Genomic DNA, 24,176 nt, shown 5'->3' on the forward strand with positions numbered 1-24,176 from the left:
GGCTCAGTCGATCAGGCGGCGCAGCAGGTCGACATGGTCGACGCCGACGCTGTCGAGCAGCCGCACGCCGCCCTCAGGCGGGATCTGGCCGAGGCGCATGGGCCGTCCGACCAGGCCGGTGGCGGGCAGGCCGTCGCTCGCGACGCCCAGGCGTGACTCGGGGGTGGCGGGTTCGGCGATCCGGTACAGCCGCCAGGCGTATCCGGCGGGCGCGGAGGCCAGCAGCAGGTTGGGCCGCCGCCAGGCGATGAACGCCCACTTCCCGGCCGAGCGGGCCTGCACCAGGACGGTCTCGTGGTGGCGGCCGAGCAGCGTGGCCGCGCGAGCCGCGATCGGGACCGGATTGGAGAAGCTGCCGGAGACCAGGTAGAGGCCGTCCTCGCGGTCGAGGTCGAGCCCGTGCTCGGCCAGCTCGCCGGTGACGGCGGCGTCGGGATCGTCGTCGAGCGCCTGTTCGATGACGGTCTCCACGTCGGTGCGCGTCACGACGACCGCGCGCGGCATGGTCGGCGGCATCAGCAGGTCCTCGGCGAGCCGGGCGTCCGCCATCGCGACGAAGTCCCGCACGCCCGCCCAGGTCTCCTGCGCGACCCGGTCGGCCGGACGGGTGCCGGTCAGCGAGGCGTCCTGCCGGACCAGCGCCGTGCAGACGGCGGCCAGCGCGGCCAGGTGATCGAGGGCCTCGCCGGGCACCTCGTCGCCCTCCTGCTCCTGCAGGGTGCCGGTGAGCCGGGCCAGCGGCTCCCGCCAGCTCCCGTCGCCGAGATCCCACACGCCCTGGCCGAGCAGCCGGACGAACAGCCTGCCGATCAGGACGCGGACCATCAGGCGCGCCGGTGGGCCGTCGCCGGGGGCGACCTTGTCCACGGCACGCCCGATCCAGGTGCGCCAGCCCCGGCGCTCGCCGTCGGACATCGGGCCGAACGCGGCCACGCCGTCATCGGCTTCCGGCAGGTCTGGGACCGGCTCGCCGGAGAGGTCCGCCCCGGCGATGAGCCGATCGAACATCTTGCTGCTGAGCGGCCGGCCGAGGGCGCGCTCGTATTCGCCGAGATAAGCCGTCCACCGGTCGTGCGGAGTCATGATCGCCTTCCTGTCGATGCCGCTCGATCTGGTCGCCGGCAAGGCGCAGATCACGGCGGAACCGGCGGGCGAGGACAGGGAAGCTCGCCTCGTGGCAGGGGGTCTCTATACCGTACGGTCGGATCCTAACCCCATCAGAGCGTCACCATCTCCCCGGGGGCGATCGGGGCGGGCTGGACCTGGTGATGGTGTTAAGGAAGTCGATAACGGACCTCCGTAGCGTGCTCCCGAAACAAGGGTGTTCCTCCGGGGTGGTCAGGCCGGGGGCGTGCTTCCGGATGTACCTGAACGTCGACACCATGATGCTCGACGGGATTCAGGTATACGCCCGCTAGCTATAGCTAAGGGTGGATTTGGGGGGATACGGGGGAGTCGTGCCTCTCGTACGATGATGGGCGTGCAGGGACTCCTCCGTTCCTTGTGGGCCGAGCCGCGGCCCCCCCATGCTCCGCGGCGAGTGTGGCGGGACTGGGCGCTGGTGGGAGTGCTCGTTCCCGTCATCGTGCTGGAGGGGGTCCTGCGGACCGACCTGCAGTGGCGGCCGGTGTCGATGATCTTCAGCCTGGTCATGCTGCCGACGCTGCTGTGGCGCCGGGCCCATCCGCTGCCGATGCTCGCGGTGCCGGTCGTGGTCACGGGCGCGGTGCAGTACCTAACCGGGGCCGATCCGGCCGAGATGGCCTCCCTGGCGTACATGCTGATCCTGCTCTACTCACTGTCGCGGTGGGGATCCGGGCGGGAGGCCGTCACCGGGCTGGGGCTGATCAGCGCGGCGATCCTGGTGGCCGCCGTCTCCGGACGGCTGGTGGCGGGAGACATCGTCGGGGCGTTCACCGTCGTGTTCGCGGCCCTCGCGCTCGGCGGGACCTTCCGGTACCGCGCGCGGGCGCGGATGCGCGAGATCGACCAGGTCAAGCTGCTCGAACGCGAGCAACTGGCACGCGACCTGCACGACACCGTGGCCCATCACGTCTCGGCGATGGCGATCAGGGCGCAGGCGGGCATCGCGACGGCGGGGGCGGATCCGGACAACGCCGCCGAGGCCGCCGTGGACGCGCTGCGGGTGATCGAGGCCGAGGCGTCGCGCACGCTCGCCGAGATGCGGGCGATGGTGCTGGTGCTGCGCCGGGACGCGTCGCCTGCGCCGCCGGCCCTGGCGCCCAGCCCGCACCTCGCCGACCTCGAAGGGCTCGCGGACGGCCGGTCGCGGGTCGGGCCGTCCGTGGAGGTGCGGGTCGAGGGCGACCTCGACGGCGTCGCGCCGTCCGTCGGTGCGGCGATCTTCCGCATCGCCCAGGAGTCGGTCACCAACGCCCGGCGGCACGCCCGGCACGCCACCCGGATCGAGGTCAGCGTGGCGGTCGACGACAGCTCGGTGCGCCTGCGGGTGAACGACGACGGCGACAGCACCGCGGGCCGTCCCGTGGTGGCCGCCGGGTACGGCCTGCTCGGCATGATCGAGCGCGCCGGGCTGCTCGGCGGCACCTGCGAGGCCGGCCCCAACCCCGGTCGCGGCTGGACCGTGACCGCCGTACTGCCCCGGACGGGAGCCCTGACATGACCACGGCCGACACCGGCGCCATCAAGGTGATGGTCGCGGACGACCAGGAGATCGCGCGCACCGGGCTGCGGATGATCCTCGACGCGCAGCCCGGCATCGAGGTGATCGCCGAGGCGGGCGACGGCCTGCGGGCCGTCGAGCTGGCCCGGCGGCTGCGGCCCGACGTGTGCCTGTTCGACATCCGCATGCCGCGCTGCGACGGCATCGAGGCGACCGCGCGCCTGGCCGGGCCCGACGTGGCGGACCCGATGGCGGTCGTCGTGATCACCACGTTCGACCTGGACGAGTACGTCTACGCCGCGCTCAGGGCCGGTGCCCGCGGGTTCCTGCTCAAGGACGCGGGGCCCGATCTGCTGTCGCAGGCCGTCCGCGCCGCCGCGAACGGCGACGCGCTGATCGCGCCGAGCATCACCGCGCGGCTGCTGGCGGCGTTCGCGGGCACCGGCCCGGCGCCGCCCCAGGCGCAGCCGATCGAGGCGCTCACCGATCGGGAGGAGCAGATCCTGCTGGCGGTGGCCCGGGGCCGGACCAACAACGAGATCGCCGACGAGCTGCACATCTCACTCAGCACGGTGAAGAGTCACGTCGCCAGCCTGATGACCAAGATCGGCGTCCGTAACCGGGTGGAGGTCGCCATGTGGGCCTTCGAGACCAAGCGGGTGGCGCGCTGACCGGATCGCTGACCGGGGCGCCGACCCGGGCGCTGACCGGATCGCTGGCCTGGACCCCGATCGGGAGGGCCGTTCCCGGCGGATGACCCACTCGGCCACGGCCAGGTTGATCGCCCAGCCCGCGCCCAGCAGCAGCGCCCGCGTGGACCCGCCGGGCGGGCCCATGGGGACGATCCAGGCGGCCTGGGTCAGCGCCTGGGTGCCCGCGCCGAGCCCGATCGCGTACCCCCGGGTCATCCAGGCGCGGTGCCGGGCGAAGTCGCGACGGCGGGCGGCGGCGAACCCGAGCACGATGGAGCCGAGCATGGCCGTCCCGAACACCAGCCGGAACACCGTCAGCAGACCCGTGTCGCCCGGCGGGAGCACGGAGAAGAGCGTCAGCCACAACGCCGACAGCGCCCCCGCGAGGCCGCACGCCACCAGCACCCGCCCGGCCGCGCGGTGCCACTTCGGCCTGCGCCGCCGGAACCGGGGCGAGAACTGGAACGCGCCCACGAGCCCGTAGACGGTGACGCTCACGATGTGCACCGCGAGCGGGACGGCCGACCCGGCGGGCCGGTCGCCCGCTGCACCGTGCGCCCCGGTCAGGCCGGTCAGCTCGCCCAGGCGGACGGCGCCGGCGAGCACGGGCACGAGGACGAGAAGGATGAGCCCGGCGGGCGCGAGCCATCCGCCCCGGGGTTCCCGCCTGGTCGCGGGCGCGTCGTTTCGCATGTATCGATGGTGGTCGCGGGGCGTCCGCGGCTCATCACACCAACGGCCGGACTCCGCTGAGCCGATCGGCCCAGCACGGCGTAGTACCTTCGGCGGTTACGCCTCGCCGGGGCCGCGCGCACACTCGTGCCTGTCGGCAACGTAGCGGACACCGGCACCGAGGAGAACCCGATGAAGGCGTATGTACTGCGCTCGTACGGCTCGCCCGACGAGCTCCAGCTCACCGACGTGGCCACGCCCGTCCCCGGCCCGGGGGAGGTCCTGGTGCGCGTGCGCGCCACGTCCGTCCAGCCCTGGGACTGGCACCACATGCGCGGCGAGCCGTACCTGTCGCGGCTCATGCCCGGCAGCCTCGGGCTGCGCGAACCGAAGATCACCATCCTCGGCGCGGACGTGGCCGGGGAGGTGGCGGCCGTCGGCGAGGGGGTGACCGAGTTCGCGCCGGGCGACGAGGTGTTCGCGATGCCGCCCGAGGGAGGTGGTTTCGGGGAGTATGTCTGTATCGCGGAGCGCCTGCTGGCGCCGAAGCCGAAGTCGCTGTCGTTCGAGCAGGCGGCTGCGGTGCCGCTGGCGGCCGGGACGGCGCTGCTCGCCGTCCGCGACGCCGGTCGGGTCGAGCCGGGGCGGCGAGTGCTGATCAACGGGGCTTCGGGCGGGGTCGGGACCTTCGCGGTGCAGCTCGCCAAGGCGTATGGCGCGCACGTCACGGCGGTGTGCGGGGCCAGGAACGCCGACCTGGTGCGGTCGCTGGGCGCGGACGAGGTGATCGACTACAAGAAGGAGGACTTCACCCGTGGTGCGGAGCGGTACGACGTCCTGCTCTACCTGGCCGGGAACCGCTCGTTCGCCGAGTGCCGCCGGGTGCTGACCCGCAAGGGTGTCTGCGTGCTGGTCGGCGCGGCGGCCGGCCGCTGGGTGCAGCCGATGGGACGGATGATGGGGACACTCGCGGCGGCGGCGTTCACTTCCCAGAAGGCGGTGCTGGCCGACGTGGTCGGCTACCCGGACAGTCGCGGGAACCTGCTCGAACTGACCGCCTTCATCGAGGACGGCACGCTGCGGCCCGTCATCGACCGCGTCTACCCCTTCGAAGACCTGCGCGCGGCCGTCCGCTACCAGGAGGAGGGCCACGCTCCCGGCAAGGTCGTCGTCACGGTGTGAAGGACCGCCGGGCGACACGATTGATTCGTGTGACAGGGGGTAGGGGAGAGCCTCCAGAGGCATCCGAGCCAAGGACCTACATGCAACTGCATCTCAGCGTCGGCGTGTCCGCCGGCGTTCCGGTCGTCGAAGTGCGCGGTGAGGTCGACCCGCTGGCCGCGGACGACCTGTACGAGTTCGTCGTGACGGTGATCCGCCAGCGCGGGGCTCGGCTGGGCATGGATCTGGCGGGGGTGACGTTCATGGACCCGGCCGGTGTCGCCGCCATGCGCCGCGCCCGCCGGTACGCCCGGGCGCGGGGCGGCGACCTCGACATCGTCGCAGGCCCGGACGGGGCGGCCGCGCTCTCATCGCCGCCGCCCATGGCGAGTATCGGCTGACCTGTGGGTAGGGGGTGGGGCCGACCTCCGATCGGAAGTGGGCATCATGAACACCGCTCGAACCCGTACCGCGAGCAGAACGCCGGTACAACTCGCCGTCCTGGTCATCAGCATCGTCTTCCTGCTCGTGGGCGTGCTGGGCTTCATTCCGGGGATCACCACGAACTACGACAGCATGCAGTTCGCCGGCCATCACTCCGAGGCGCTACTGCTGGGGGTGTTCCAGGTCTCGGTCCTGCACAACATCGTGCACCTGCTGTACGGCGTCGTCGGCCTCGCCCTGGCGCGCACCTGGGCGGGAGCCCGCGCCTTCCTGATCGGCGGCGGGGTGATCTACGCTCTGCTGTGGATCTACGGCCTGCTGGTCGGGCAGGACAGCCCGGCCAACTTCGTGCCCCTCAACACCGCCGACAACTGGCTGCACTTCGGCCTCGCCGTCATCATGATCGGTCTGGGATTGCTCCTGACCCGCCGCCGCCCCACGACGAACCGGCTCGCCTGACCGGGGCCGGTCACCGTCCTCCTTTCGAGGAGCCGGGTGGTCCCGGTTCTCTGCCCATCCTTTCCACGACGCATAGCCACAGACCGGCGTACTTTCGGAAGCTAGGTGACATGCTCGGCGTATGACCACGGACGACACCACTCCTACGATTCCGGATGAGCCTGCCGGGGACCGGGTGGGGAACGAGTGCGTCCTGCTGGTCCAGGAGGCGCTGGCCGCGTGGCGGCTGTGCGGCCGGCTTCCCGAGGCGGCCGACGATGAGGCGCCCGCCGGGGATGGGGCCTAGTCCCAGTTCCAGCCGGTGAGCGTGGCGCGCATCGGGCGGGCGGCGGACCTCGTCCTGCCCTGGCCTGGACCTTCACGGGACGATCGGATCCGGGCGGCGTCCTTCGGACCCCGGTGCCGGACCCGTGTGGGTCCGGCACCATCGCGGGCGTGTCCGGTCACTTCTCGATGGAGATGCGCTGCGTCTCCTGTTCCCTGGGCATCGGAACGGTGACGGTCAGGATGCCCTTGTCGTAGGTGGCCTTGACGTCATCGGCCTTGACGCCTCTGGGCAGCGTCAGCGACCTGGACAGCGAGCCGTAGCGGAACTCCGAGTGATGTTCCTGCTTGCGCTCTTCGCGGCGTTCGGCGTGCAGTTGCAGCACCCCTCCGGAAACGGTGATCTCGACGTCCTTGTCGGGATCAAGTCCGGGCAGTTCGGCGCGGACGACATAGTCGCCATCGTCGACGTAGTCCTCGACCCGGATGGCGGCTTCCCCCGTCCGTGCCACGCCCCATGGCGCCTGCAGCCACTCGAACAACTCTGGGAACAGGGCGTGCGTCGTCCCCTGGCGTTCCAACGTACCCATAGCGACCCCCCTGCATGTCGCGATGTGCCTTCCCAAGGACGCCTACCCAGTTCCCGGATGAAGAGGCGTAGCCGGACGCCCGTGTGTGAATGTCAGCCGCGCGCGTCGGCCAGGGCGGTGAGTTCGCCCAGAACCTCGCGCAGAGCGGGAGATGGCCCATACGTCGGGACGATCGCCCGGCACGCGGTGAGCCCGACGTCGACGCGACCGTCGTAGGAGAAGGCGGTGATATTGAGGCCGCCGCTGATGTCGGTGACCACGGAGACCGGATAGTGGGCCGGCACCCGCGCTCCCGCGAGGTAGAGCGGAAACTGCGGCCCCGGAATGCTGGAAACGATGATATTGATCGCCGGCGGCGCCTGGCCGAGCAGCGCGAACGCGGCCCGATCCGCGAGGCCGGTCGGCGCCGCGGGCCTACTTGCGGCGAGCTCCCCCAGCCATCGCGCCGACGCGGGATCGAACCGCTCCTTGACCCGGCTCATGGCGGCGGAGACCTGGGCGAGCCGTTCGCCCGGGTCCGTGATGTGGGTGGGCAGCGGCGCCATCACCATGGTGATCTGATTCCCTTGCCCCTTGCTCGCGGCAGCGAGAAGGGGACGCCCGCGACGAGGGGCTGCTCCGGCAGCGCTTCATGCGAGATCAGCCATCGCCGGACGGCCGAGGCGGGCTGACACATCGACCCGACTCATGCGGGTAGGAAGAGGAGGTGACGCGGGGCCATGGGGGAGTCGGCGTGACAGGGCCGATCGTCGTCGGGGTCGACGGGTCCCCGTCCGCGCTGGAGGCGGTGAGCTGGGCGGGCGCGGAGGCCGTGCTCCGCGAGGCGCCGTTGCGGATAGCCTACGCCGCGCTGAGATGGAACGCCGACATGCCTTTCATCCCACAGCCTCCCAGCTGGGATGAGAACGCGCGGGCCGCGGCGCTGCGGATGCTGCGCCAGGCGGCCGGCCACGCGAGGGCTGGCTGTTCGCGACTGGAGGTCACCACCGAGATCCTCGATGGAGGGGCGGGCGACGCACTGGTCGCCGCAGCAAGGGAAGCGCGACTGCTCGTGGTCGGGAACCGCGGCCGTGGCGGATTCGCCGAACTGCTGCTCGGTTCGGTCAGCCGTGCGGTGATCTCGCGCGCTCCGTGCCCCGTGGCCGTCGTTCGGCGATCGGACACCGGCGGTCGCGGCGACATCGTCGTGGGCGTCACCGGCGGCCCCGATCAGGAACCGGTTCTGGAATTCGCGTTCCGGGAGGCGGGGCTGCGCGGGGTGTCTCTCCGGGCGCTGCACGCGTGGCGGCACCCCTCACGAACCATTCCCTGGGACGAGCGGCCACTGGTCTACGACGTCGAAGAGGTGGGCCGGGAGGAGGAACGGCTGGTCGCCGCAGCGTTGGCCGGCTGGCGGGAGAGGTTCCCCGACGTGCGGGTGACCTGGCGGGTCGTGCACGAACACCCGGCGAGGGCGCTGGCGGCGGCCTCGGCGGAGACCGATCTGGTGATCATTGGCGCTCACACCGGGCCGGGCGGGCTACCGGGCCTGGGCGCCACCGCGCACGCGGTCGTCCACCACGCACGGGCGCCGGTCGTGGTGGTGCGCCGATGACCGGCCGAGGGCGACGGGTGCCGCGGCACGTCGTCGAGCCCGACCGCCGCACCCGGCGGATGCGCGGTGCCGCCCTCCTTGCCTCATTGCCGGTATCCCAGGCCCCCCGGAGACGTGTCGTCAGTGGTGAAGGACAGATCGTCGCCCACGACTTCGACGACGCCGTCGATCGCCCGGGTCAGGGCGATGGCGAGCGGGATGTGGCTCTTGCGTTCCACGGTGCCGCGCAGGGTCACCGTGCCACCGTGCACATCCACCTCGATCCGCTCCGGATCCTCGCCCAAGGCCCGGGTGATCACCTCGGAGATGATCTCGTCGCGGATCTCGCGGTCCGGTGTGAGGAACACGCCCATCACGTCGCCACGGCTGATGATGCCGGCCAGGGTGCCGTCGGGGCGGACGACGGGCAGTCGTTTGACCCCGTGCTGGGCCATGGCGCGTGCCGCCATGACGAGCGGGGTGTCCGCCGGCACCGTCATGGCGGGTGCGTTCATCAGCTCGGCCGCGGTGTTACCCGCCGCCTTGGCGCGCGCGGCCCGGTGTCGTCGGCTCTCGAAGTAGTGCCGCGACTCTTGGGAGGCCGTCTTGAACTCCTCTTTGTGCAGGATGTCGGCCTCCGAGACCACCCCTAGGACCCGGCCGTCCGCGTCCACGACCGGAGCGCCGCTGACGCCGCGTTCCGCCAGCGCGCGGACGATCTCCTTGAAACCGTCCTCGGGCCGCAGGGTCACCACGTTCACCGTCATGTAGTCGCCTACTGTCGCGCGTTTCATCGCCCCTCATCCATCGGGGATCGCCGCCCCTCGCCGCGTCAGTGCGAGGTGGAGGAGATGGCCTGCACGAGTTCGCCGATCTTGTCCTCGGGCAGTTTCGCGGCGAGATCGGCCTGGCTGATTATGCCGATCAACTCTTCGTTCTCCAGGACCGGCAGCCTGCGGACCTTGTGCTCCACCATCTGGCGAAGCACCTCGTCGATATCGGTGGTCGCGTCGATGGACCATACCTCGGCGCGGCCGATGAGGTCGCCGGCGTTGATGTCGGCGGGGTCCTTGCCCTTGGCGATGGCCTTCACGACGATGTCGCGGTCGGTGATGATCCCTTTGAGGCGCTTGTCGGCACCGCACACCGGCAGGGCTCCCACGTCGAGCTCCGCCATGCGCCGGGCCGCGGTGGCCAAATCGTCGTCCATCCGCAGACATTCGCAGCCTGCGTGCATCACATCACGTGCTGTGGTCATGATAGATCCCGTCTTGTGTGATTTGTTCACTTTTGACGTGCTCCGCGCTCGGTGGAGGTAAGCCCGCGGCTCGTGCCGCTGATGGCAAAGAAGGGCCCGGCCTCCCCTGTGCGGCCGCCTGTCGGGATGGGGGCGCGGCTCGCTCGTCGTACCGGTTCCCCGGATGGGTGAATGCTGGCATATGCCGACAAAGGGTGGCAATTGCTATCCGATCAGGAAATACAACCGAATGGCGGCTGTTCTCACCTTAGTCGCCACATCCTTTGCCTTTCCCTTATATTGCTGGAGATGCAGTAAGTGTGCTGTCGGGAATGTAGGGATCGATCACTGCATCCGTGATCGATCTCTTCGCCCGCTCTTATGTGCGATCCATGGGAAAGTCATGCAACTTTATCGACTTTATCGACGAAGTGCCGTGCTGGCCGCCGCCATATGCGTGGCGGCCGGATCTCTGGGCGGCGTGCCCGCACAGGCCGCACAGGCCGTCGCGACGCCGCCGCCCGGCGTGGTCTGCGGTCCGCCGTACATCAGCGGCGACCCGGACCTCGGGCCCAGAGTCCTGCCTCGGTCGGGCTATCTCGGGGCTCTCATGTACCACTATGTGCCGCTGGGTGGCCTCAAGCCGCAGCACTTCCTCTCTCGTTACTGGGACTACACCACGAACAACTATCGATTCCCGCCGGACTCCGGATTCGGCCGCTCCGGCGATTACCCGAACGGGCGGCTGGAAGTCAAGACGACGTTTCTGCAGATCGGCATGAGAGTCGACCGTTTCGGCGGCTACACGGGGGCGTTCCTGTCGCCGTTGGGCGATCCGTTCATCGTACGGGCGCTGCCACCGCGGAATCTCAACACCAATCCGGCGGACCCTCGGCATCCGTGCAACTACCATGCCTTCCGGGTGCTCAAGTCGTTCCGCGTCGACGTGGGCCCGGCGGCGCCCGCGTTCGAGCAGCCGGGCGGCGGCACGCAGTATCACGTGCTCAGCAAGTACATTCCGGAGGCTCCGCAGTCCAGCGAGGAGGTCCCGGTGAGCTGGCTGCTCGCGAACGGGTACCTGGAGGAGATCGAGCCGGTCCTCCCGAAGGAACTCAGGCGCTCAGCCTGAACGCGCTCAGCCTGAGACGCGCCGCCGGGACGCGTGGACGGCTCCGAAGGCGGCTGCCACGACGGGGACGGCCACCGCGTCCACCCGCACCGACCTGCGGAGCAGCGAGCGCCGCCGCCGGACTCCCCCCAGCACCTGGAACCGGGACCCGCGGATACGCGTCGCGTGCGGCGTGCTCGGCGTCGGCCCGCTGAGGTAGTCCATGTGGCTCAACAGGACGGTCTTCGCGCCGTCGTCCGCCGCCGCGATGTACCGCCACCGCCAGCGGCCGTACCCTCAGGATTCGCCGGGTCGCACCAGGCCCTGTTCGTAGGCGAAGACGACCGCCGACACGCGGTCGCGCAGCCCCGCCTTGGCGAGCACGCGGGAGATGTGGGTCTTCACCGTCGCCTCCGACAGGTGCAGCGCGGCGGCGATCTCCGCGTTGGAACGGCCGCGGGCCACGTGGGCGAGCACCTCGCGCTCTCGCTCGGTCAGCCGTTGCAGGGCCTCACCGCCGCCCGGGGGCACGCTCAGGAACCGCTCGATCAGCCGCCGAGTCACGGCGGGGGCCAGCAGCGCCTGACCGGCCGCCACCGTGCGCACCGCCTCGGCGAGCCGGCCCGGCGGGGCGTCCTTCAGGAGGAACCCGCACGCGCCCGCGCGCAACGCCTCATAGACGTAGCGATCCAGGTCGAAGGTGGTGAGCACGAGCACCGCGGGGGCGTCGGGGGCCCGCCTGATCCGCCTGGTGGCCTCGATGCCGTCGAGCACCGGCATCCGGATGTCCATCAGCACCACGTCCGGCCGGATCACGCCCACGGCGGTCACCGCCTCGGCGCCGTCGGCGGCCTCGCCGACCACCTCGATGTCGGGCTGCACGCCGAGCATCGCGGCGAGGCCCGACCTGGCCAGCGCGTGGTCGTCGGCGACCAGGACCCGGATCACTTCGCCTCCACGGGCAGGCTCAGCCGTACGCGGTAGCCGCCGTGCCCGCTGGGACCGGCGTGCAGCGCGCCGCCGTAGAGCCGGGCGCGCTCCCGCATGCCGACGAGTCCGTGCCCCGGCCCGTCGCCCAGGGGCGCGTCGGCGCGGCCGGGCGGGGCGTCGTTGGTCACCTCCAGGTCCAGCTCCGCCGTGCCGTAGGTGAGCCGGACCTCCGTCTCGGCCGGGCCGGCGTGCCTGCGGACGTTGGTCAGGGCCTCCTGCGCCACCCGGTACGCGGTCAGCTCCACGCCGGGTGGCAGCGTGCGGCGTTGGCCGCGCACGCTCAGCCGTACCGGCAGGCCGCCCGCGCGGGCCTGTTCTACCAGCTCGGGCAGCCGGTCCAGGGTGGGCTGCGGCGCGAGGGCGTCGTCGTCCTCGCCGCGCAGCGCCTCCAGCACGTGTCGCATCTCCGCCAGCGCCTCCCTGGCCGTCGTCGCCACCGCGTCCAGGTGCGCGCGGGCGCGTTCGGAGTCGTGCCTGCCCACCTCGACGGCCGCGCCGGCGTTCACCGCGATGATCGACAACGAGTGGGCCACCACGTCGTGCAGCTCCCGCGCGATCCGCAGCCGTTCGGCGGCCACCGCCTGCCTGGCCCGTTCGGCGACGCGCTCCTCCGACTCGTGCAGCCGCACCTCGCGGCTGCGGAGCAGGCGGCCCGCCGTCCAGGCCCCGGTCACGAAGAAGACCATGATCAGTGCCGAGCCGACGTCACGAGAGTCGTGCGGATAGAACCGCAGCTCGATCGCGGCGGCCATGCCGCTCACCGTCGCCGCCCAGCCGCCGAGCGCCCACGGCAGCGAACGCACGTGCAGCGCCACCGAGAAGGCCGCCACCAGCAGCGAGGGGAACGGCGCGACCGTCGCGGGCGGCCCGGCCGCGGTGGCCGCGCGCGCCACCAGCGCCAGCGTCACCACGGCCAGCACGGCCAGCGGCGCCTGCCTGCTCACGACCAGCGGCAACGTCGTGACCAGTGCGAACACCACCGCGACCCACACCGGATCGGCCATGGGCACCAGCGCCTCGGCCACCGCCCAGACCGCCAGCAACGCCGCCACCGCGACATCGGCCCGCGCCGGTCGGCGCGGCACCCGATCGACCAGGACCAGTGGCTCCACGCCCCGAAGCTATCGCCCGCCCCCGCTGACGGCGTCAGCCCCCCGATCGACCCCCGTCAGCCCCCGGGATGACGGCTGTCATACGGGTGGCCCGGTCATCCGCCCCGGACGGCGCAGCAGGTCGCGCCCACGGGCCGACGCCCCGAAGCGGCGGCGATTCCTAACGTGGGCGCCATGAACCTCCAGCACCACCGCGTCGCCGGCCCCGCCGCCGTCGCGGGCGGTCTGGCCGCCGTCGCCACCGGCGTCATCCAGGCCATCCGACCGCAAGACACCGATCCACGCGTCATCGGCCAAGAGCACCTGGTGCTCAGCCTGTTCGCCGTCTCCCTGCTGCTCGTCATCCCCGGCCTGCTGGCCCTGGCCGCCCACGGCGGCCCGGCCGCCCGGCCCGTCGCCTGGGCGATCTCCGCCGCGCACGTCCTGCTGGCCTTCGGCGCGACCTCCTCCAACCTCAACGGCGAAGACTTCTCCTGGTTCTTCTACGTCGCGGGCTCGGCCAACGCCGTCATGCTGATCGGCGCGATCCCAATGGCGGTCTCGCTCTGGCGGGCCGGACGGCTACCGCGCCCCCTGGCCGCCGCACTGCCCGTCCTGTGGATCTTCGAGATCCCGCTGTCCCAGTTGGGCGGCGGCATCGTGGTCGGCGCCTACTGGATCCTGGCCGGCCTCGCACTGCTCTCCGGGAGTCGCGAACCGGTGACATGAGGTCCCCTCGGGCCCGGCCTCCGGTCACGCCTCCGCGTCGTCGAACGGCTCGTCACTCCAGCGGAACCAGGGGTCGTCGCCCTCGATGTGCAGCAGGAACTCGGCGACCGGCGTGCCGTCCTCCCGGACGAGGGTGAGCGCGTCGGTGATCTGCCCGCAGCCGCCATGCGGTGGAAGGTCTCGGCGCCGGAGTTGAAGGCGCCGATCAGCCGTACGGCGCCGTAGCTCGTCGCCAGGAGCGGCCCGCCGGAGTCGTTGCGGCAGGGCCAGGAGCAGGGTCGGGTGTCCCTCGACCGGCGGAGTGCCGAGCCGGACCGGCGTCGCGGACACCGGCTGGTTTCTTCCCTGTTGGAAATCAACCGCAGGTATGACAATGCGCCAAGCGGCTGGTCGAATCACACTCCAATAGGTGCTCATTCAGCTGGTGGCGCGCCAGGTGAGGGAGAGGCCGGTCGCGGCGCGTTCGGTGCGGATCTCCATCATGGTGCCCAGGATGGTGGCGTGGTCGGACACGACGGGCACGGCGTCGGGCGTGTAGGTGATCCGGGTGCTGACGAGCACGGCACTGCCCTCGGGCTCGTGCAGGTGACGCGCGGCGGCGGGGTCGAGCAGGCCGGGCCGTACCACCTCGGACGCCCGGGCGACCGCCACTCCCGCTTCGGCGAGCGCCGTGTAGAGGGAGACCTCGGCGAAGTCGCGGTCGCGGATCTGCTCGGCCACCGGCCGGCGGACCCAGGACACCTGGTGGACGGCGGGACGGCCCTCGAACTCGCGGACCCGCTCCAGCCGCAGGGCGGTGTCGCCGGGACGCAGCCGCAGCTCCGCCGCGATTCGGGCGGGGGCCCGGCGGATCGCCCGCCCTGCCACCACTGTGCGCACGTCGTGGCCCTGATCGCGCAGGTCGTCGGCGAGGCTGCGGAGCGAGCCGAGCTGGTACGCCAGGTGCGCCGGGGCCACGAAGGTACCCTTGCCGGCCCGCTGCACGATCAGCCTCTCGTCGCTGAGCTCCCGCAACGCCTGGCGCAGCGTCATCAGGGTCACCCCGTAGGAGGCGCTCAGCTCCCGTTGCGCGGGCAGGGCCGCACCGGGGGCGTAGTGCCCCGACCGGATCTTCGCGGCGAGGTCGGCGGCGATGGCGCGGTATCTCGCCTCATGCCCGGCGTCGGGGGTCATCGTGGTGCGTCACTCCTGGTCGAGGGCCCTGCGCAGGGTCGCGAGGAAGGCCCGCAGGTCGTCCGGCCCCGCCCCGTCGAGCACCCGCCGCATGACCGCGGCACCGACCACCGCGCCGTCGGCGTACCGGCCGGCCTCCCGCGCCTGGTCGGGCGTGGAAATGCCAAATCCTAGCAAGACAGGCCGGTCGTCGGCCTGCCTGAGCCGCGCGGTCAGCTCCGCCGCCGAGGCGGCGAGGGCGGCCCGCTCGCCGGTGGTGCCCATCACCGACACCGCGTAGACGAATCCGCGGCTGCGGCGCGCGATCTCGGCCAGCCTCGGGGGCGGCGTCGACGGCGACGCCAGCAGGACCAGTTCGACCCCGGCGGCGTCGGCCACGTCCATCAGCTCGTCCGCCTCGTGCAGCGGCAGATCGGGCACGATCAGACCGCCGACACCGGCCCCGCGCAGCGCGGCGCAGAACGCCTCAGGCCCGTCGTGCAGCACCAGGTTGTAGTAGGTGCTGGCGACCAGCGGCACGCCCGGATCCGGGACCTCGGCCAGGTCGGCGAGGATCCGGCGGGTGCTCGCCCCCCGGGCCAGCGCCGTCTCGCTCGCCCGCTGGATGGTGACGCCGTCGAGCGTGGGGTCGGAGAACGGCAGGCCGACCTCGATCGCGTCCGCGCCTGCTTCGGCGAACGCCTTCAGGTAACCCGTCCAGCCGGGCGTGACGCCCCCGGTGATGTACGGCATGAGCAGACCACGACCGGTGTCCCGGCGAGCACGCAGGTGGCGTTCCACCGCGCCCGGCGCGAGGATGTTCGTCACACCAGCTCCTTCAGGGTGGAGATGTCCTTGTCGCCCCGGCCGGACAGCGTCATCAGAACGGTCGATCCGGAGGGCAGTTCGTCGCTGCCCGCCGCGCGGAGCACCCAGGCGAGGGCGTGCGCCGATTCGAGTGCCGGGACGATGCCCTCGGTGCGCGCCAGCCGTACCGCCGCGCCGACCGCCTCCTCGTCGCTCGCCGTGACGTACCGGGCGCGGCCCAGGTCGCGCAGGTGGGCGTGCTCGGGACCGACCCCCGGGTAGTCAAGCCCGGCGGCGATGGAATGCGCCTCGACGATCTGCCCGTCGTCGTCCTGTAGGAACAGTGAGCGGCAGCCGTGCAGCACCCCGAGCGTGCCACGGGCCGCTCCGGCTCCGCCCTCGGCCTCGACTCCGACGAACCGCGCCGGCGTGTCGGCGAAACCGGCGAACGTGCCGGCCGCGTTGGAGCCGCCGCCGACGCACGCGACCACGTGGTCCGGCACGCCGATCGGCAGCTCGGTGGCGCACTGCCCGCGCGCCTCGTCGCCGATGACCCGCTGGAACTCCCTGACCATCCAGGGGTACGGATCCGGCCCGATGACCGAGCCGATGCAGTAGTGGGAGTCGCGGGTGGCGCCCACCCAGTGCCGCATGGCCTCGCTGGTCGCGTCCTTGAGCGTACGGCTGCCGGTGGTGACCGGGACCACCTCCGCGCCCAGCATGCGCATCCGGAAGACGTTCAGCGCCTGCCGTTCGATGTCGCGCTCGCCCATGAAGACCGTCGCCTCAAGCCCGAGCAGCGCGGCGGCGGTCGCGGTGGCCACCCCGTGCTGGCCCGCCCCCGTCTCGGCGATCAGCCTGCGCCGCCCCATCCGCGCGGCGAGCAGGGCCTGCCCGAGCACATTGTTGATCTTGTGCGACCCGGTGTGCGTGAGGTCCTCCCGCTTGAGGTAGAGCCGCACGCCCAACTCCCCCGACAACCGCCGGGCCGGCGTGAGCGGAGTCGGCCGCCCGGCGTGCAACGCGAGCAACTCCGCCAGACCACCACGAAACCCCGGATCCCCCCAAGCCTCCCGAAACGCCTCCCCGACCTCACGACACGCCTCCACCAACGACTCCGGCGCGTACCGCCCCCCATACTCCCCGAACCGCCCCCGCACCCCCGGCGCATCTCGCATCTCACACCCACCTCGTTCTATAACTCTGACGAGAGTTCTATAACAGTGAGTGTGCCACGCCCGCTGGGCCCACGCCACACCGCCGTGCTTGATGGATCATCCGGTCAGGGATCCGCCGATGAGGGCGGACGGTTGACGGTCAGCGGAATCGGGATATGGCGGCTGTGACCTGGTCGAGGAAGTGGAGGGTGGCTGAGGGGGTGTCGGAGGGCGGGGCGAGGGTGAAGGTGACGGAATCCACATCGATGGCGGCGAGGCGGTGGATCTCGGCGGGGTCGGGGGAGAGGCCGCAGGCGGTGATGGTGATGGAGCGCCCGTGGTCGGCGAGCCAGGCGCGGGTGCGGGTGATCTCTTCGGGGGTGGTCTTGGCGCGGGGGAGCCAGCCGTCGCCGAAGCGGAGGAGTCGTTGGACGGCCGGACGACTCTCGCCGCCGATGAGGATCGGCGGGTGCGGGTGCTGGACCGGCTTGGGCCAGGAGAAGATCGGGTCGAAGTCGACGAACTCGCCGTGGAACTCCGGCTCGTCGTGGGTCCAGATCTCCTTCAGCGCGGCGAGTTTCTCGTCGAGCACCGCGCCGCGCCGCTCGGGTGGGATGCCGTGGTTGCGGGTCTCCTCCTTGTTCCACCCGACGCCGACGCCGAGGAGGACGCGGCCGTCGCTGACCCGGTCGAGGGTGGCCACCTCCTTGGCGAGGTGGATGACGTCGCGTTGCGCGGCGAGCGCGATCGCGGTGCCCAGGCGCAGGCGTGACGTCCTCGCCGCCGCGGCGGCGAGGCCGACGAACGGGTCGTAGGTCCGGTAGTAGTGCGGTGGGAGTTCCGGGCCGCCCGCCCAGGGCGTCTCCCGGCGGACCGGGATGTGCGAGTGCTCGGTGACCAGGAGGCTGTCGAGGCCGCGTTCCTCGACGGCGCGGGCCAGCGCCGCGGGGGGCATGGTCTGGTCGGTGATGAAGGTGTCGATGCCGAACTTCACTGGGCCTCCCCGCCCTGAGCGGGCTGTTCGTCGGGATGGGCGTCTCGTGCGAACCACGGGTTGCCCGCCAGGAGGCCGCCGTCGACCGGCAGGGTGGCGCCGGTGATCCAGGTGGCTTCGTCAGAGGCCAGGAACAGGACGGCGGCGGCGATCTCCTCGACCTGGCCGATCCGGCCGGTCGGGTACCAGTGCGCGAGCCGGTCGAGGATGTCCGGGTGGCGTTGCCGGCGCAGTTCCCAGGCCTCGGTGGCGAACGTCCCGGGGATCACCACGTTCGATCGGATGCCGTGCCGCGCGTACTCGACGGCGATGCTGCGGCTCAGCGATTCCACTCCGGCCTTGGCCGCGCTGTACGCCGAGGCGCCCACGTAGGTGTGGGCGTTGACCGTGGAGAGGTTGACGATCGCGCCGCGCCGTCGTTCCAGCATCGACGGCAGCACGGCGCGCGCGCACAGGAACGCGCCTTTGAGGATGACGTCGACGTCGCGCATCCAGTCGTCCAGGTCGGCGTCGAGGATCGAGTCGGGGCACGACGTGAACGCGTTGTTGACGAGGACATCCATCCCGCCGAAGGTCTTGGACACCGTCTCGGCCATTGCCAGGACCTGATCCGGCCGCCGCACGTCGACGGTGAGCGCCAGGGCTTCGCCCCCGGCGTCGGTGATCGCGGCGGCGACGGACTCGGCCAGGTCACGGTCTCGATCGGCCACCGCGACCCGGGCGCCCTCCTTGGCCAGGCCGCGCGCGATGGCGCCGCCGAGGCCGTTGCCTCCGCCGCCGGTCACGATCGCCGTCCGGTCAAGGAATCTCATCGCACGTCCCTCTCATGGTCTTGTCGCAATTCAATATCATGTTATGAAATATGAATACTGTACAGTGAAACGATAGGTGGATCTTGGTATGAGTGAGCCGGCCGAGAGTGTGGTGGAAGACCTTCGGGCGCGTTGCCGTGCGGCGCTCGGCTCGTGGGACGAGCGGCTCGACGCGGTCATCGAGCGCGACCCCGGTTACGCCGAAACCTTCGTCGCGCTGGCCGAAGCGGCGGCGGCCGGCCCGCTCGGCGCCCACGCGAAGACACTGGTGCTGCTGGCCTGCGACGCCGCGATGACGTACCGCAACCGCGAGTCCCTGCCCGCCAGGATCCAGGGCGCGCTCGACGCCGGCGTGCCGCCGGAAGGGGTGCTGGAGGTCCTGGAACTGGTCAGCGTGCTGGGCATTCACGCCCTGAACGTCGGCCTGTCGATCGCGCTCGCGGAGTACCCGGACGGCGAGCGCCCGGAGTCGCCGCCCGCGCGCCAGGCGCCCGTCCGCGAGCGGTTCGAGCGCCTGCGCGGCTACTGGGACGCCGGATGGCAGCCGGTGCTCGCCCACCTGCCGGGCTTCCTCGACCGCTACACCGACTTCAGTGCCGCGTCCGGACGGCACGGCGTCCTGGACGCCAAGACCCGCGAGCTGGTCCTGATCGCGATCGACGCGGCGAGCACCCATCTGTACGCGCCCGGCATCCGGATCCACGTGCGCAACGCCCGCGCCCACGGGGCCACCTTCGGCGAGATCGTCCAGGTGTTCCAGCTCATCAGCCTGCTGGGGGTCGAGTCGTGCCTGCTCGGGGTGCCGCTCCTGGACGCCGAGGCCGCCCGGCCGCCCGCACACTAGTCCGCGGTCTGTTCGACGACGCCGAGGTAGGCCGCCCGGACCCGGTCGTCGGTGGACAGCTCCCGCGCCGATCCCTCGATGGCCACCGAGCCCGACTCCAGCACATATCCCCGGGAGACCAGTTCGAGCGCGGCCGCCGCGTTCTGCTCGACCAGGCCGATGGCGATGCCCCGCTGGTTGATCTCGCCGACCACCCGCATCACCGTCTGCACCAGCAGCGGCGCCAGGCCCAGCGACGGCTCGTCGAGCAGCAGCAGCCGGGGTTTGGCCATCAGCGCCCGGCCGATCGCCACCATCTGCTGCTCGCCGCCGCTGAGCGAACCGGCGTACACCGTCCGCTTCTCCTTGAGCGCCGGGAAGATCTCCAGGACCTCGTCTATCTCGGCGGCGATGGACGAGCGGCCGATCTTGCGGGAGTACGCGCCCAGCATCAGGTTCTCGCGCACGCTCATCTGCGGGAACAGGTGCCGGCCCTCCGGGCAGAGCACCAGGCCGCGGCGCACGATCCGGGCGGCCGGCAGCCCGTGGATCCGTTCTCCCTCGAACCGGATCTCCCCGCCGCGGATCGGGGTGAGCCCGGCGATGGCCTGGATCAGCGTGGACTTGCCGGCCCCATTGGCGCCCAGCACCGTGACCGCCTCGCCCCGATCGATGGTCAGGGACACGCCGCTGAGCACGGTGCTGTTGCCGTAACCGGCCGTGATGTCGCAGACCTCAAGCATTCTTGGTCCCCAAGTAGGCCGAGATCACCCGTGGATCGTTGACGATCTGGTCCGGTGAGCCCTCGGCGATCAACTGTCCCGAGTCCAGTACGTACACGTGGCTGCACAGCGACATCAGAACGCGCATCTTGTGCTCGACCAGCAGGATCACCATGCCCTGGTCCCGAAGCCATTCGAGCAGCCGCATCAGCCGGGGCGTCTCCGACTCGCGCAGCCCGGCGAACGGTTCGTCCAGGAGCAGCATCCGCGGGCGTACGGCCAGCGCCATGCCGACGCCGACCAGCTTCTGCTCCTCGATGGACAGGCCGCTCACCACCTCGCCCGCCTTCGCGCGCAGCCCGGTGAGGTCGAGGATCGTGTCCACGAAGCCGTCGTCCGCGTCCGCCGACCGGGACTTGCGCGTGGGGCGGTGCAGGTACCCGGCCGTGATCAGGTTCTGCAGCACCGTCTCGTCGGCGAGCAGCCGGTTGGTCTGGAACGTACGGCCGATGCCCAGCCGCGCCCGCTCGTGGACCGCCAGCCGGTTCAGCTCCTGTCCGGCGAAGGTCGCGGTTCCCGACCATCCGCCGACCACACCCGAGATCAGGCCGAACAGGGTGCTCTTGCCCGCCCCGTTGGGGCCGATGACGCCGATGATCTCGCCTTCGCGGGCGACCAGCGAGACGTCGCTCACCGCGGTCACCCCGCCGAACTTCTTGGTGAGGGCGCGGGCCTCGAACAGCACCTTGCCGGGCTGGGCGGGGTCACCGCGATCGTCCGGGCTCAGGTGGGGCAACGCGAGAAGGGCGGCGTCGGTCTCGGCCTCGGCCGCGGGGACCACGTCGGCTTCGGGCGGACGCCGGCGGGCCGTCACCCGGGACCACACGCGGGCGACGCTTCCGACGACCCCGCCCCGGAAGAACAAGAGCACCAGGAAGACGATGCCGCTGAAGATCAGGGTCTGGTACAGCTCGGTGAACCGGAACGCCTCCGTCACCCCGACGACCAGGGCCACGCCCACCAGCGGACCGGCCAGCGTCGCCGATCCGCCGATGATCACGTAGACCAGCAGGTTGAAGCCTTCCATGATGCCGGCGCTGCTCGGAGTGATGTAGGAGACCCAGCTCGCGAACAGCGGACCGGCCAGCCCGACGATCGCCGCGCTCACCGTGAACGCCATCAGCTTCGTGGCGACGACGTTGATGCCGAGCGACGCCGCCAGCACCTCGTCGGCGTGGATGGCCCGCAGGTTGCGCCCGAGCGTCGAGCGGCTGAGCAGGAACATCGCGACCAGCACCACGGTCAGCACGATCAGGCTCAGGTAGAACAGCGCGGTGGTCGAGTCGAACCCGGGGGGCGTGGGAATCCCGTAGATTCCGCTGGCCCCGTTGGTCAGGCTCGTCCACTGGGTGATCACCACCACGGTGACCGCGGCGAACGCCAGACTGCTGACGGAGAAGTAGTGCCCCCTGCTGCGCATGGTGAGCCCGGCGAGCAGGAGCCCGGCCAGGGTGCTGACCACGACTCCCGCGATCGCCGCCCACCAGTAGCCGACGCCGTACTTGGTCGTGAGGATGACCAGCGTGTACGCGCCGACGGTGAGCAGGGCGGCATGCGCGACGGACACCAGCCCGAGGTGGCCGAGGACGAGGTCCAGGCCGTAGGCCGCGATCGCGTAGATGAGGATCAGGGTCATCACCCCGACCTCGTACCGGCCGCGGATGATCAACGGCAGCAGCGCGCAGACGGCCACGATCGGGACGATGACCAGCCATTCCCGGCTTCTGGGCGCGCGCGACCTCAGTCCGGTGCCCAGACCGGCGCTCAAGGTGGCGGCGGCGCGGGTCATGACGGGTTTACTCATAACAGACCTCACCGCACCAATACGCTCTTCGTGAACAGCCCGTTGGGCCGCACCATCAGGGCAATGATCAAGAAGATGAAGGCGTACGCGTCCGAGAAGCCGACGCTCAGGTAACTCGCCCCGACGCTCTCGGCGACGCCCAGCAGCAGCGCGGCGCTGATCGCGCCCAGGCTGCTGCGCATCCCGGCCAGCACGATGACGATCAAGCCCTTGATCAGGATGTTGTCCCCCATGGTCGGGTAGACCAGATACATCGGCCCGAGCAGGGCGCCGGCGACGCCGGCCAGGCAGCTACCGAGCAGCATGGCGATCAGCGCCGTCTTCTTCGGCGAGATGCCCACGATCTCGGCCCCGCGCCGATCCTCCAGCGTCGCCCGCATGGCCCGGCCGCCCCTGGTTCCCCGGAGGTAGCCGTGCAATGCGCCGATCAGGACGAGCGCGACGACCCCGGCGAGCAGGCGCTGCTCGGTGATCCGGATGCCCGCGAAGTCCAGGAGCTGCGCCTCGTACGGGCTCGGCAGCTTGCGGAAGTCGGCGGTGAAGAGCAACTGCGCCGTGATCTCGGTCGCGGTGAGAAGCACCAGCGCCCCGATGAATCCGCTCAGCAGGGGACGGGGCGTGCTGCGCAGCCATCGGTAGACGGCGAGCTCGCTGACCACGCCCAGCAGTCCGGCGGCCAGCGCGGCGGCGATGACCGCGATCCAGTAGTTCAGGCCCAGGGGACCGGCGACGAAGTAGCCCGCGTATCCGCCGAGCATGATTCGGCCGCCCAGGGCGAAGTCGGGAATCTCTAGGATCCCGAAGATCAGCAACAGGCAGGACGCGACGAGAGCGTAGATCGCTCCAAGCGCCAGCCCGTTCGCTAGGACTTGCATAGGTAACCCGATCCACTCGGCGATGTGAGACGCGTGGGGGGCGCCTGCCCGGTGTGGGGCGCGGGATGCCCCACACCGCCGCGGCGCTAGTTCTGACCGGCCAGCGGGTCGAACGACCGGCCGTCCGGCTTGGTCTGGGCCAGGAAGGTCGTCATCTCGATGTCCCCGGTGTCCGGGAAGTACTTGGTGATGCCCAGGATGTTGGGCTGAAGCCGCCCCAGCGCGGGTTCCAGTGCCGCGTGCACCTTGGCGGAGTCACTCGTGGTGCCCGCGACGCTCACCGCCTTGGCGAACCACTCGACGCCGAAGTAGCCGAATTCGAGGATCTGCTGTTCGAGGGCCGACTTGTACTTCTCATCGCTGTACTTCTTGTGGAAAGCGCCGACCACCGGAATGCTGTCGAAAGCATTGCTCTTCACGGTGGAGACATTGCTGCCGACGAGTTGGCTGTTGCTCATGTACTTGGTCATTCCGGGGCCACCGGCGCACACCGCGTTGATGAATGTCCCCTTGAAACCAAGGTGTCGCGCCTGATCCATGACAAGGGCCGCCGACTGGCAGACCGTGGTAATGGCTATGGCATCCGGATTCCCACGCAACAGACTGGTGAGCTGGCTGGTGAGGTCGGTTGTCACGGTGTCATAGGAGGCAGTGCCGGTGATGGTGCCGCCGTTCAGCTTCCACGCCTTGGAGAAGGTGTCGGTGAACGCCGGGCCGAAGTCGCTGCCGACCTCCATGATCGCGACCGACTTGAGGGTGAGCTTCTCCTTCTTGGCGTATTCGCCGACGAGGCGGGCCAGGTCGGGGATCTGCCGCTCCAGGTTGTAGGTGGAGCGCACCACCAGCTTGTTGCCCTGCGCGGTGAACGTCGGCGTCTGGGAGGTGGACATCAGGATGAAGTCGTCCTTCTGATTGAAGCCCATCAGCGGGAACGACGACTGGGTGGCCGGAGTGTAGATCATCAGCGAGTCGCTGAGCTTCTGACCACAGGAGACGGACTTGGACGGCACGAACTGGTCGTCGCAGACGGTCGCCTTCACCTTGTGGCGCTTTCCGTTGACGAGGACTCCGCCGCTCTTGTTGATCTCGTTCTCGGCGGCCTGCACGCCGAGCCAGAAGCCGCTTCCGTACGCTGCCGCGTTGCCGGTCAGGGGAGTGATGATCCCGATCTTGATCAGATCGTCGTTCCCGCCGCTTCCGTCACCGCCGCAGGCGGTGAGCGAACCAAGAACGCTGAGGATCAGACCGAAGCTGATCGCGCGTTTCTTCATGTGGGGCCTTTCCTGGAGAGCCGGCGACTCAAAGGCGATCCTTTA

General features: G+C 70.7%; 29 protein-coding genes. 10 read left to right on the forward strand and 19 right to left on the reverse strand.

The annotated features are described in order from the left end of the window. Nucleotides 1–3 precede the first annotated feature (3 nt). Complete coding sequence (locus P3X83_RS27135; RefSeq protein WP_277308061.1) at nucleotides 4–1,083, reverse strand: hypothetical protein; 1,080 nt, start codon at nucleotides 1,081–1,083, stop codon at nucleotides 4–6. Between the two features lie 457 nt (nucleotides 1,084–1,540). Here P3X83_RS27135 and P3X83_RS27140 point away from each other — a divergent pair, with 457 nt between their 5' ends. Both P3X83_RS27140 and P3X83_RS27145 read left to right on the forward strand, forming a co-directional pair. After that, entirely contained in the window at nucleotides 1,541–2,644 is a 1,104-nt protein-coding gene (locus P3X83_RS27140) for a histidine kinase (RefSeq protein ID WP_277308062.1), read from the forward strand. Beyond that, a complete protein-coding gene (locus P3X83_RS27145) occupies nucleotides 2,641–3,315 on the forward strand; it encodes a response regulator transcription factor (RefSeq protein WP_277308063.1) in 675 nt (224 codons plus the stop codon). Before P3X83_RS27140 ends, P3X83_RS27145 begins: the two co-directional genes overlap by 4 nt. Here P3X83_RS27145 and P3X83_RS27150 read toward each other — a convergent pair. After that, the gene (locus P3X83_RS27150; RefSeq protein ID WP_277308064.1) at nucleotides 3,205–4,029 is read right to left on the reverse strand and encodes a DUF2306 domain-containing protein; all 825 of its coding nucleotides are present in this window, start codon (nucleotides 4,027–4,029) and stop codon (nucleotides 3,205–3,207) included. The two genes, P3X83_RS27145 and P3X83_RS27150, sit on opposite strands and share 111 nt — an antisense overlap. A gap of 171 nt (nucleotides 4,030–4,200) precedes the next feature. On the opposite strand from P3X83_RS27150, the gene P3X83_RS27155 reads away from it, so the two are divergent. From P3X83_RS27155 to P3X83_RS27170, 4 genes are all read left to right on the forward strand, one after another. Further along, the gene (locus tag P3X83_RS27155) at nucleotides 4,201–5,190 is read left to right on the forward strand and encodes an NAD(P)-dependent alcohol dehydrogenase (protein WP_277308065.1); all 990 of its coding nucleotides are present in this window, start codon (nucleotides 4,201–4,203) and stop codon (nucleotides 5,188–5,190) included. A gap of 80 nt (nucleotides 5,191–5,270) precedes the next feature. Next, nucleotides 5,271–5,570 (forward strand): STAS domain-containing protein, encoded by a 300-nt coding sequence (locus P3X83_RS27160; RefSeq protein ID WP_277308066.1) that lies wholly within the window; start codon nucleotides 5,271–5,273, stop codon nucleotides 5,568–5,570. A gap of 46 nt (nucleotides 5,571–5,616) precedes the next feature. Beyond that, complete coding sequence (locus P3X83_RS27165; RefSeq protein WP_277308067.1) at nucleotides 5,617–6,072, forward strand: DUF4383 domain-containing protein; 456 nt, start codon at nucleotides 5,617–5,619, stop codon at nucleotides 6,070–6,072. Nucleotides 6,073–6,193: 121 nt separating this feature from the next. Further along, complete coding sequence (locus P3X83_RS27170) at nucleotides 6,194–6,358, forward strand: hypothetical protein (protein WP_277308068.1); 165 nt, start codon at nucleotides 6,194–6,196, stop codon at nucleotides 6,356–6,358. A gap of 157 nt (nucleotides 6,359–6,515) precedes the next feature. On the opposite strand, the gene P3X83_RS27175 is transcribed toward P3X83_RS27170, so the two are convergent. Together P3X83_RS27175 and P3X83_RS27180 are read right to left on the reverse strand one after the other, a co-directional pair. Beyond that, nucleotides 6,516–6,926, reverse strand: coding sequence for an Hsp20/alpha crystallin family protein (locus P3X83_RS27175; RefSeq protein WP_277308069.1), 411 nt, complete (start codon nucleotides 6,924–6,926; stop codon nucleotides 6,516–6,518). A gap of 92 nt (nucleotides 6,927–7,018) precedes the next feature. After that, nucleotides 7,019–7,483: a WSD1 family O-acyltransferase gene (locus P3X83_RS27180; protein ID WP_277308136.1), complete on the reverse strand. Its 465-nt coding sequence runs from the start codon at nucleotides 7,481–7,483 to the stop codon at nucleotides 7,019–7,021. A gap of 176 nt (nucleotides 7,484–7,659) precedes the next feature. Here P3X83_RS27180 and P3X83_RS27185 point away from each other — a divergent pair, with 176 nt between their 5' ends. After that, nucleotides 7,660–8,520, forward strand: a complete 861-nt coding sequence (locus P3X83_RS27185; protein ID WP_277308070.1) for a universal stress protein — start codon at nucleotides 7,660–7,662, stop codon at nucleotides 8,518–8,520. A gap of 83 nt (nucleotides 8,521–8,603) precedes the next feature. Here the strand turns inward: P3X83_RS27185 and P3X83_RS27190 are convergent, their stop codons facing one another. Next, entirely contained in the window at nucleotides 8,604–9,293 is a 690-nt protein-coding gene (locus tag P3X83_RS27190) for a CBS domain-containing protein (RefSeq protein ID WP_277308071.1), read from the reverse strand. Nucleotides 9,294–9,331: 38 nt separating this feature from the next. Continuing rightward, nucleotides 9,332–9,757: a CBS domain-containing protein gene (locus P3X83_RS27195; RefSeq protein WP_277308072.1), complete on the reverse strand. Its 426-nt coding sequence runs from the start codon at nucleotides 9,755–9,757 to the stop codon at nucleotides 9,332–9,334. A 415-nt stretch (nucleotides 9,758–10,172) separates the two neighbouring features. Here P3X83_RS27195 and P3X83_RS27200 point away from each other — a divergent pair, with 415 nt between their 5' ends. Beyond that, entirely contained in the window at nucleotides 10,173–10,865 is a 693-nt protein-coding gene (locus P3X83_RS27200; RefSeq protein WP_277308073.1) for a TNT domain-containing protein, read from the forward strand. A 6-nt stretch (nucleotides 10,866–10,871) separates the two neighbouring features. On the opposite strand, the gene P3X83_RS27205 is transcribed toward P3X83_RS27200, so the two are convergent. The 3 genes from P3X83_RS27205 to P3X83_RS27215 all read right to left on the reverse strand — a co-directional run bounded on the left by P3X83_RS27205 (nucleotide 10,872) and on the right by P3X83_RS27215 (nucleotide 12,946). After that, complete coding sequence (locus tag P3X83_RS27205) at nucleotides 10,872–11,069, reverse strand: hypothetical protein (protein WP_277308074.1); 198 nt, start codon at nucleotides 11,067–11,069, stop codon at nucleotides 10,872–10,874. A gap of 72 nt (nucleotides 11,070–11,141) precedes the next feature. After that, nucleotides 11,142–11,792, reverse strand: a complete 651-nt coding sequence (locus P3X83_RS27210; protein WP_277308075.1) for a response regulator transcription factor — start codon at nucleotides 11,790–11,792, stop codon at nucleotides 11,142–11,144. Further along, a complete protein-coding gene (locus tag P3X83_RS27215) occupies nucleotides 11,789–12,946 on the reverse strand; it encodes a sensor histidine kinase (protein WP_277308076.1) in 1,158 nt (385 codons plus the stop codon). The genes P3X83_RS27210 and P3X83_RS27215 overlap by 4 nt, the downstream gene beginning before the upstream one ends. Nucleotides 12,947–13,120: 174 nt before the next feature. Here P3X83_RS27215 and P3X83_RS27220 point away from each other — a divergent pair, with 174 nt between their 5' ends. After that, complete coding sequence (locus P3X83_RS27220) at nucleotides 13,121–13,654, forward strand: hypothetical protein (RefSeq protein ID WP_277308077.1); 534 nt, start codon at nucleotides 13,121–13,123, stop codon at nucleotides 13,652–13,654. A 24-nt stretch (nucleotides 13,655–13,678) separates the two neighbouring features. Here the strand turns inward: P3X83_RS27220 and P3X83_RS27225 are convergent, their stop codons facing one another. The 6 genes from P3X83_RS27225 to P3X83_RS27250 form a co-directional block, all read right to left on the reverse strand. Next, the gene (locus tag P3X83_RS27225; protein WP_277308078.1) at nucleotides 13,679–13,984 is read right to left on the reverse strand and encodes a hypothetical protein; all 306 of its coding nucleotides are present in this window, start codon (nucleotides 13,982–13,984) and stop codon (nucleotides 13,679–13,681) included. 87 nt (nucleotides 13,985–14,071) lie between these two features. After that, on the reverse strand, nucleotides 14,072–14,827 hold the full coding sequence (locus tag P3X83_RS27230) for a GntR family transcriptional regulator (protein WP_277308079.1): 756 nt from the start codon (nucleotides 14,825–14,827) through the stop codon (nucleotides 14,072–14,074). Nucleotides 14,828–14,836: 9 nt separating this feature from the next. Beyond that, nucleotides 14,837–15,634: a tryptophan synthase subunit alpha gene (gene trpA, locus P3X83_RS27235; protein WP_277308080.1), complete on the reverse strand. Its 798-nt coding sequence runs from the start codon at nucleotides 15,632–15,634 to the stop codon at nucleotides 14,837–14,839. Then, nucleotides 15,631–16,791 (reverse strand): tryptophan synthase subunit beta, encoded by a 1,161-nt coding sequence (gene trpB, locus P3X83_RS27240; protein WP_277308081.1) that lies wholly within the window; start codon nucleotides 16,789–16,791, stop codon nucleotides 15,631–15,633. The genes trpA and trpB overlap by 4 nt, the downstream gene beginning before the upstream one ends. 139 nt (nucleotides 16,792–16,930) lie before the next feature. After that, nucleotides 16,931–17,764 carry an LLM class F420-dependent oxidoreductase gene (locus P3X83_RS27245; protein WP_277308082.1) on the reverse strand — a complete coding sequence of 278 codons (834 nt, stop codon included), beginning with the start codon at nucleotides 17,762–17,764 and terminating at the stop codon, nucleotides 16,931–16,933. After that, a complete protein-coding gene (locus P3X83_RS27250) occupies nucleotides 17,761–18,576 on the reverse strand; it encodes an SDR family NAD(P)-dependent oxidoreductase (RefSeq protein WP_277308083.1) in 816 nt (271 codons plus the stop codon). Before P3X83_RS27250 ends, P3X83_RS27245 begins: the two co-directional genes overlap by 4 nt. A gap of 88 nt (nucleotides 18,577–18,664) precedes the next feature. Here P3X83_RS27250 and P3X83_RS27255 point away from each other — a divergent pair, with 88 nt between their 5' ends. Further along, nucleotides 18,665–19,420, forward strand: coding sequence for a carboxymuconolactone decarboxylase family protein (locus tag P3X83_RS27255; RefSeq protein WP_277308084.1), 756 nt, complete (start codon nucleotides 18,665–18,667; stop codon nucleotides 19,418–19,420). Here the strand turns inward: P3X83_RS27255 and P3X83_RS27260 are convergent. From P3X83_RS27260 to P3X83_RS27275, 4 genes are all read right to left on the reverse strand, one after another. Then, nucleotides 19,417–20,142 (reverse strand): ABC transporter ATP-binding protein, encoded by a 726-nt coding sequence (locus P3X83_RS27260; protein WP_277308085.1) that lies wholly within the window; start codon nucleotides 20,140–20,142, stop codon nucleotides 19,417–19,419. The two genes, P3X83_RS27255 and P3X83_RS27260, sit on opposite strands and share 4 nt — an antisense overlap. After that, entirely contained in the window at nucleotides 20,135–21,985 is a 1,851-nt protein-coding gene (locus tag P3X83_RS27265) for a branched-chain amino acid ABC transporter ATP-binding protein/permease (protein WP_277308086.1), read from the reverse strand. The genes P3X83_RS27260 and P3X83_RS27265 overlap by 8 nt, the downstream gene beginning before the upstream one ends. 8 nt (nucleotides 21,986–21,993) lie before the next feature. Beyond that, nucleotides 21,994–22,860, reverse strand: a complete 867-nt coding sequence (locus P3X83_RS27270) for a branched-chain amino acid ABC transporter permease (RefSeq protein ID WP_277308087.1) — start codon at nucleotides 22,858–22,860, stop codon at nucleotides 21,994–21,996. Nucleotides 22,861–22,946: 86 nt separating this feature from the next. After that, the gene (locus P3X83_RS27275) at nucleotides 22,947–24,131 is read right to left on the reverse strand and encodes an ABC transporter substrate-binding protein (RefSeq protein WP_277308088.1); all 1,185 of its coding nucleotides are present in this window, start codon (nucleotides 24,129–24,131) and stop codon (nucleotides 22,947–22,949) included. Nucleotides 24,132–24,176 lie beyond the last annotated feature (45 nt).

The organism is Spongiactinospora sp. TRM90649, from assembly GCF_029382225.1.
Taxonomy (GTDB): Bacteria; Actinomycetota; Actinomycetes; order Streptosporangiales; family Streptosporangiaceae; genus Spongiactinospora.

Coding starts and splice junctions, on each gene's coding strand:
- P3X83_RS27135 (WP_277308061.1), bottom strand. CDS start 1,083: ATGACTCCGCACGACCGGTGGACGGCTTATCTCGGCGAATACGAGCGC.
- P3X83_RS27145 (WP_277308063.1), top strand. CDS start 2,641: ATGACCACGGCCGACACCGGCGCCATCAAGGTGATGGTCGCGGACGAC.
- P3X83_RS27150 (WP_277308064.1), bottom strand. CDS start 4,029: ATGCGAAACGACGCGCCCGCGACCAGGCGGGAACCCCGGGGCGGATGG.
- P3X83_RS27155 (WP_277308065.1), top strand. CDS start 4,201: ATGAAGGCGTATGTACTGCGCTCGTACGGCTCGCCCGACGAGCTCCAG.
- P3X83_RS27160 (WP_277308066.1), top strand. CDS start 5,271: ATGCAACTGCATCTCAGCGTCGGCGTGTCCGCCGGCGTTCCGGTCGTC.
- P3X83_RS27165 (WP_277308067.1), top strand. CDS start 5,617: ATGAACACCGCTCGAACCCGTACCGCGAGCAGAACGCCGGTACAACTC.
- P3X83_RS27170 (WP_277308068.1), top strand. CDS start 6,194: ATGACCACGGACGACACCACTCCTACGATTCCGGATGAGCCTGCCGGG.
- P3X83_RS27175 (WP_277308069.1), bottom strand. CDS start 6,926: ATGGGTACGTTGGAACGCCAGGGGACGACGCACGCCCTGTTCCCAGAG.
- P3X83_RS27190 (WP_277308071.1), bottom strand. CDS start 9,293: ATGAAACGCGCGACAGTAGGCGACTACATGACGGTGAACGTGGTGACC.
- P3X83_RS27195 (WP_277308072.1), bottom strand. CDS start 9,757: ATGACCACAGCACGTGATGTGATGCACGCAGGCTGCGAATGTCTGCGG.
- P3X83_RS27205 (WP_277308074.1), bottom strand. CDS start 11,069: ATGGACTACCTCAGCGGGCCGACGCCGAGCACGCCGCACGCGACGCGT.
- P3X83_RS27220 (WP_277308077.1), top strand. CDS start 13,121: ATGAACCTCCAGCACCACCGCGTCGCCGGCCCCGCCGCCGTCGCGGGC.
- P3X83_RS27230 (WP_277308079.1), bottom strand. CDS start 14,827: ATGACCCCCGACGCCGGGCATGAGGCGAGATACCGCGCCATCGCCGCC.
- trpB (WP_277308081.1), bottom strand. CDS start 16,791: ATGCGAGATGCGCCGGGGGTGCGGGGGCGGTTCGGGGAGTATGGGGGG.
- P3X83_RS27250 (WP_277308083.1), bottom strand. CDS start 18,576: ATGAGATTCCTTGACCGGACGGCGATCGTGACCGGCGGCGGAGGCAAC.
- P3X83_RS27255 (WP_277308084.1), top strand. CDS start 18,665: ATGAGTGAGCCGGCCGAGAGTGTGGTGGAAGACCTTCGGGCGCGTTGC.
- P3X83_RS27260 (WP_277308085.1), bottom strand. CDS start 20,142: ATGCTTGAGGTCTGCGACATCACGGCCGGTTACGGCAACAGCACCGTG.
- P3X83_RS27265 (WP_277308086.1), bottom strand. CDS start 21,985: ATGAGTAAACCCGTCATGACCCGCGCCGCCGCCACCTTGAGCGCCGGT.
- P3X83_RS27270 (WP_277308087.1), bottom strand. CDS start 22,860: ATGCAAGTCCTAGCGAACGGGCTGGCGCTTGGAGCGATCTACGCTCTC.
- P3X83_RS27275 (WP_277308088.1), bottom strand. CDS start 24,131: ATGAAGAAACGCGCGATCAGCTTCGGTCTGATCCTCAGCGTTCTTGGT.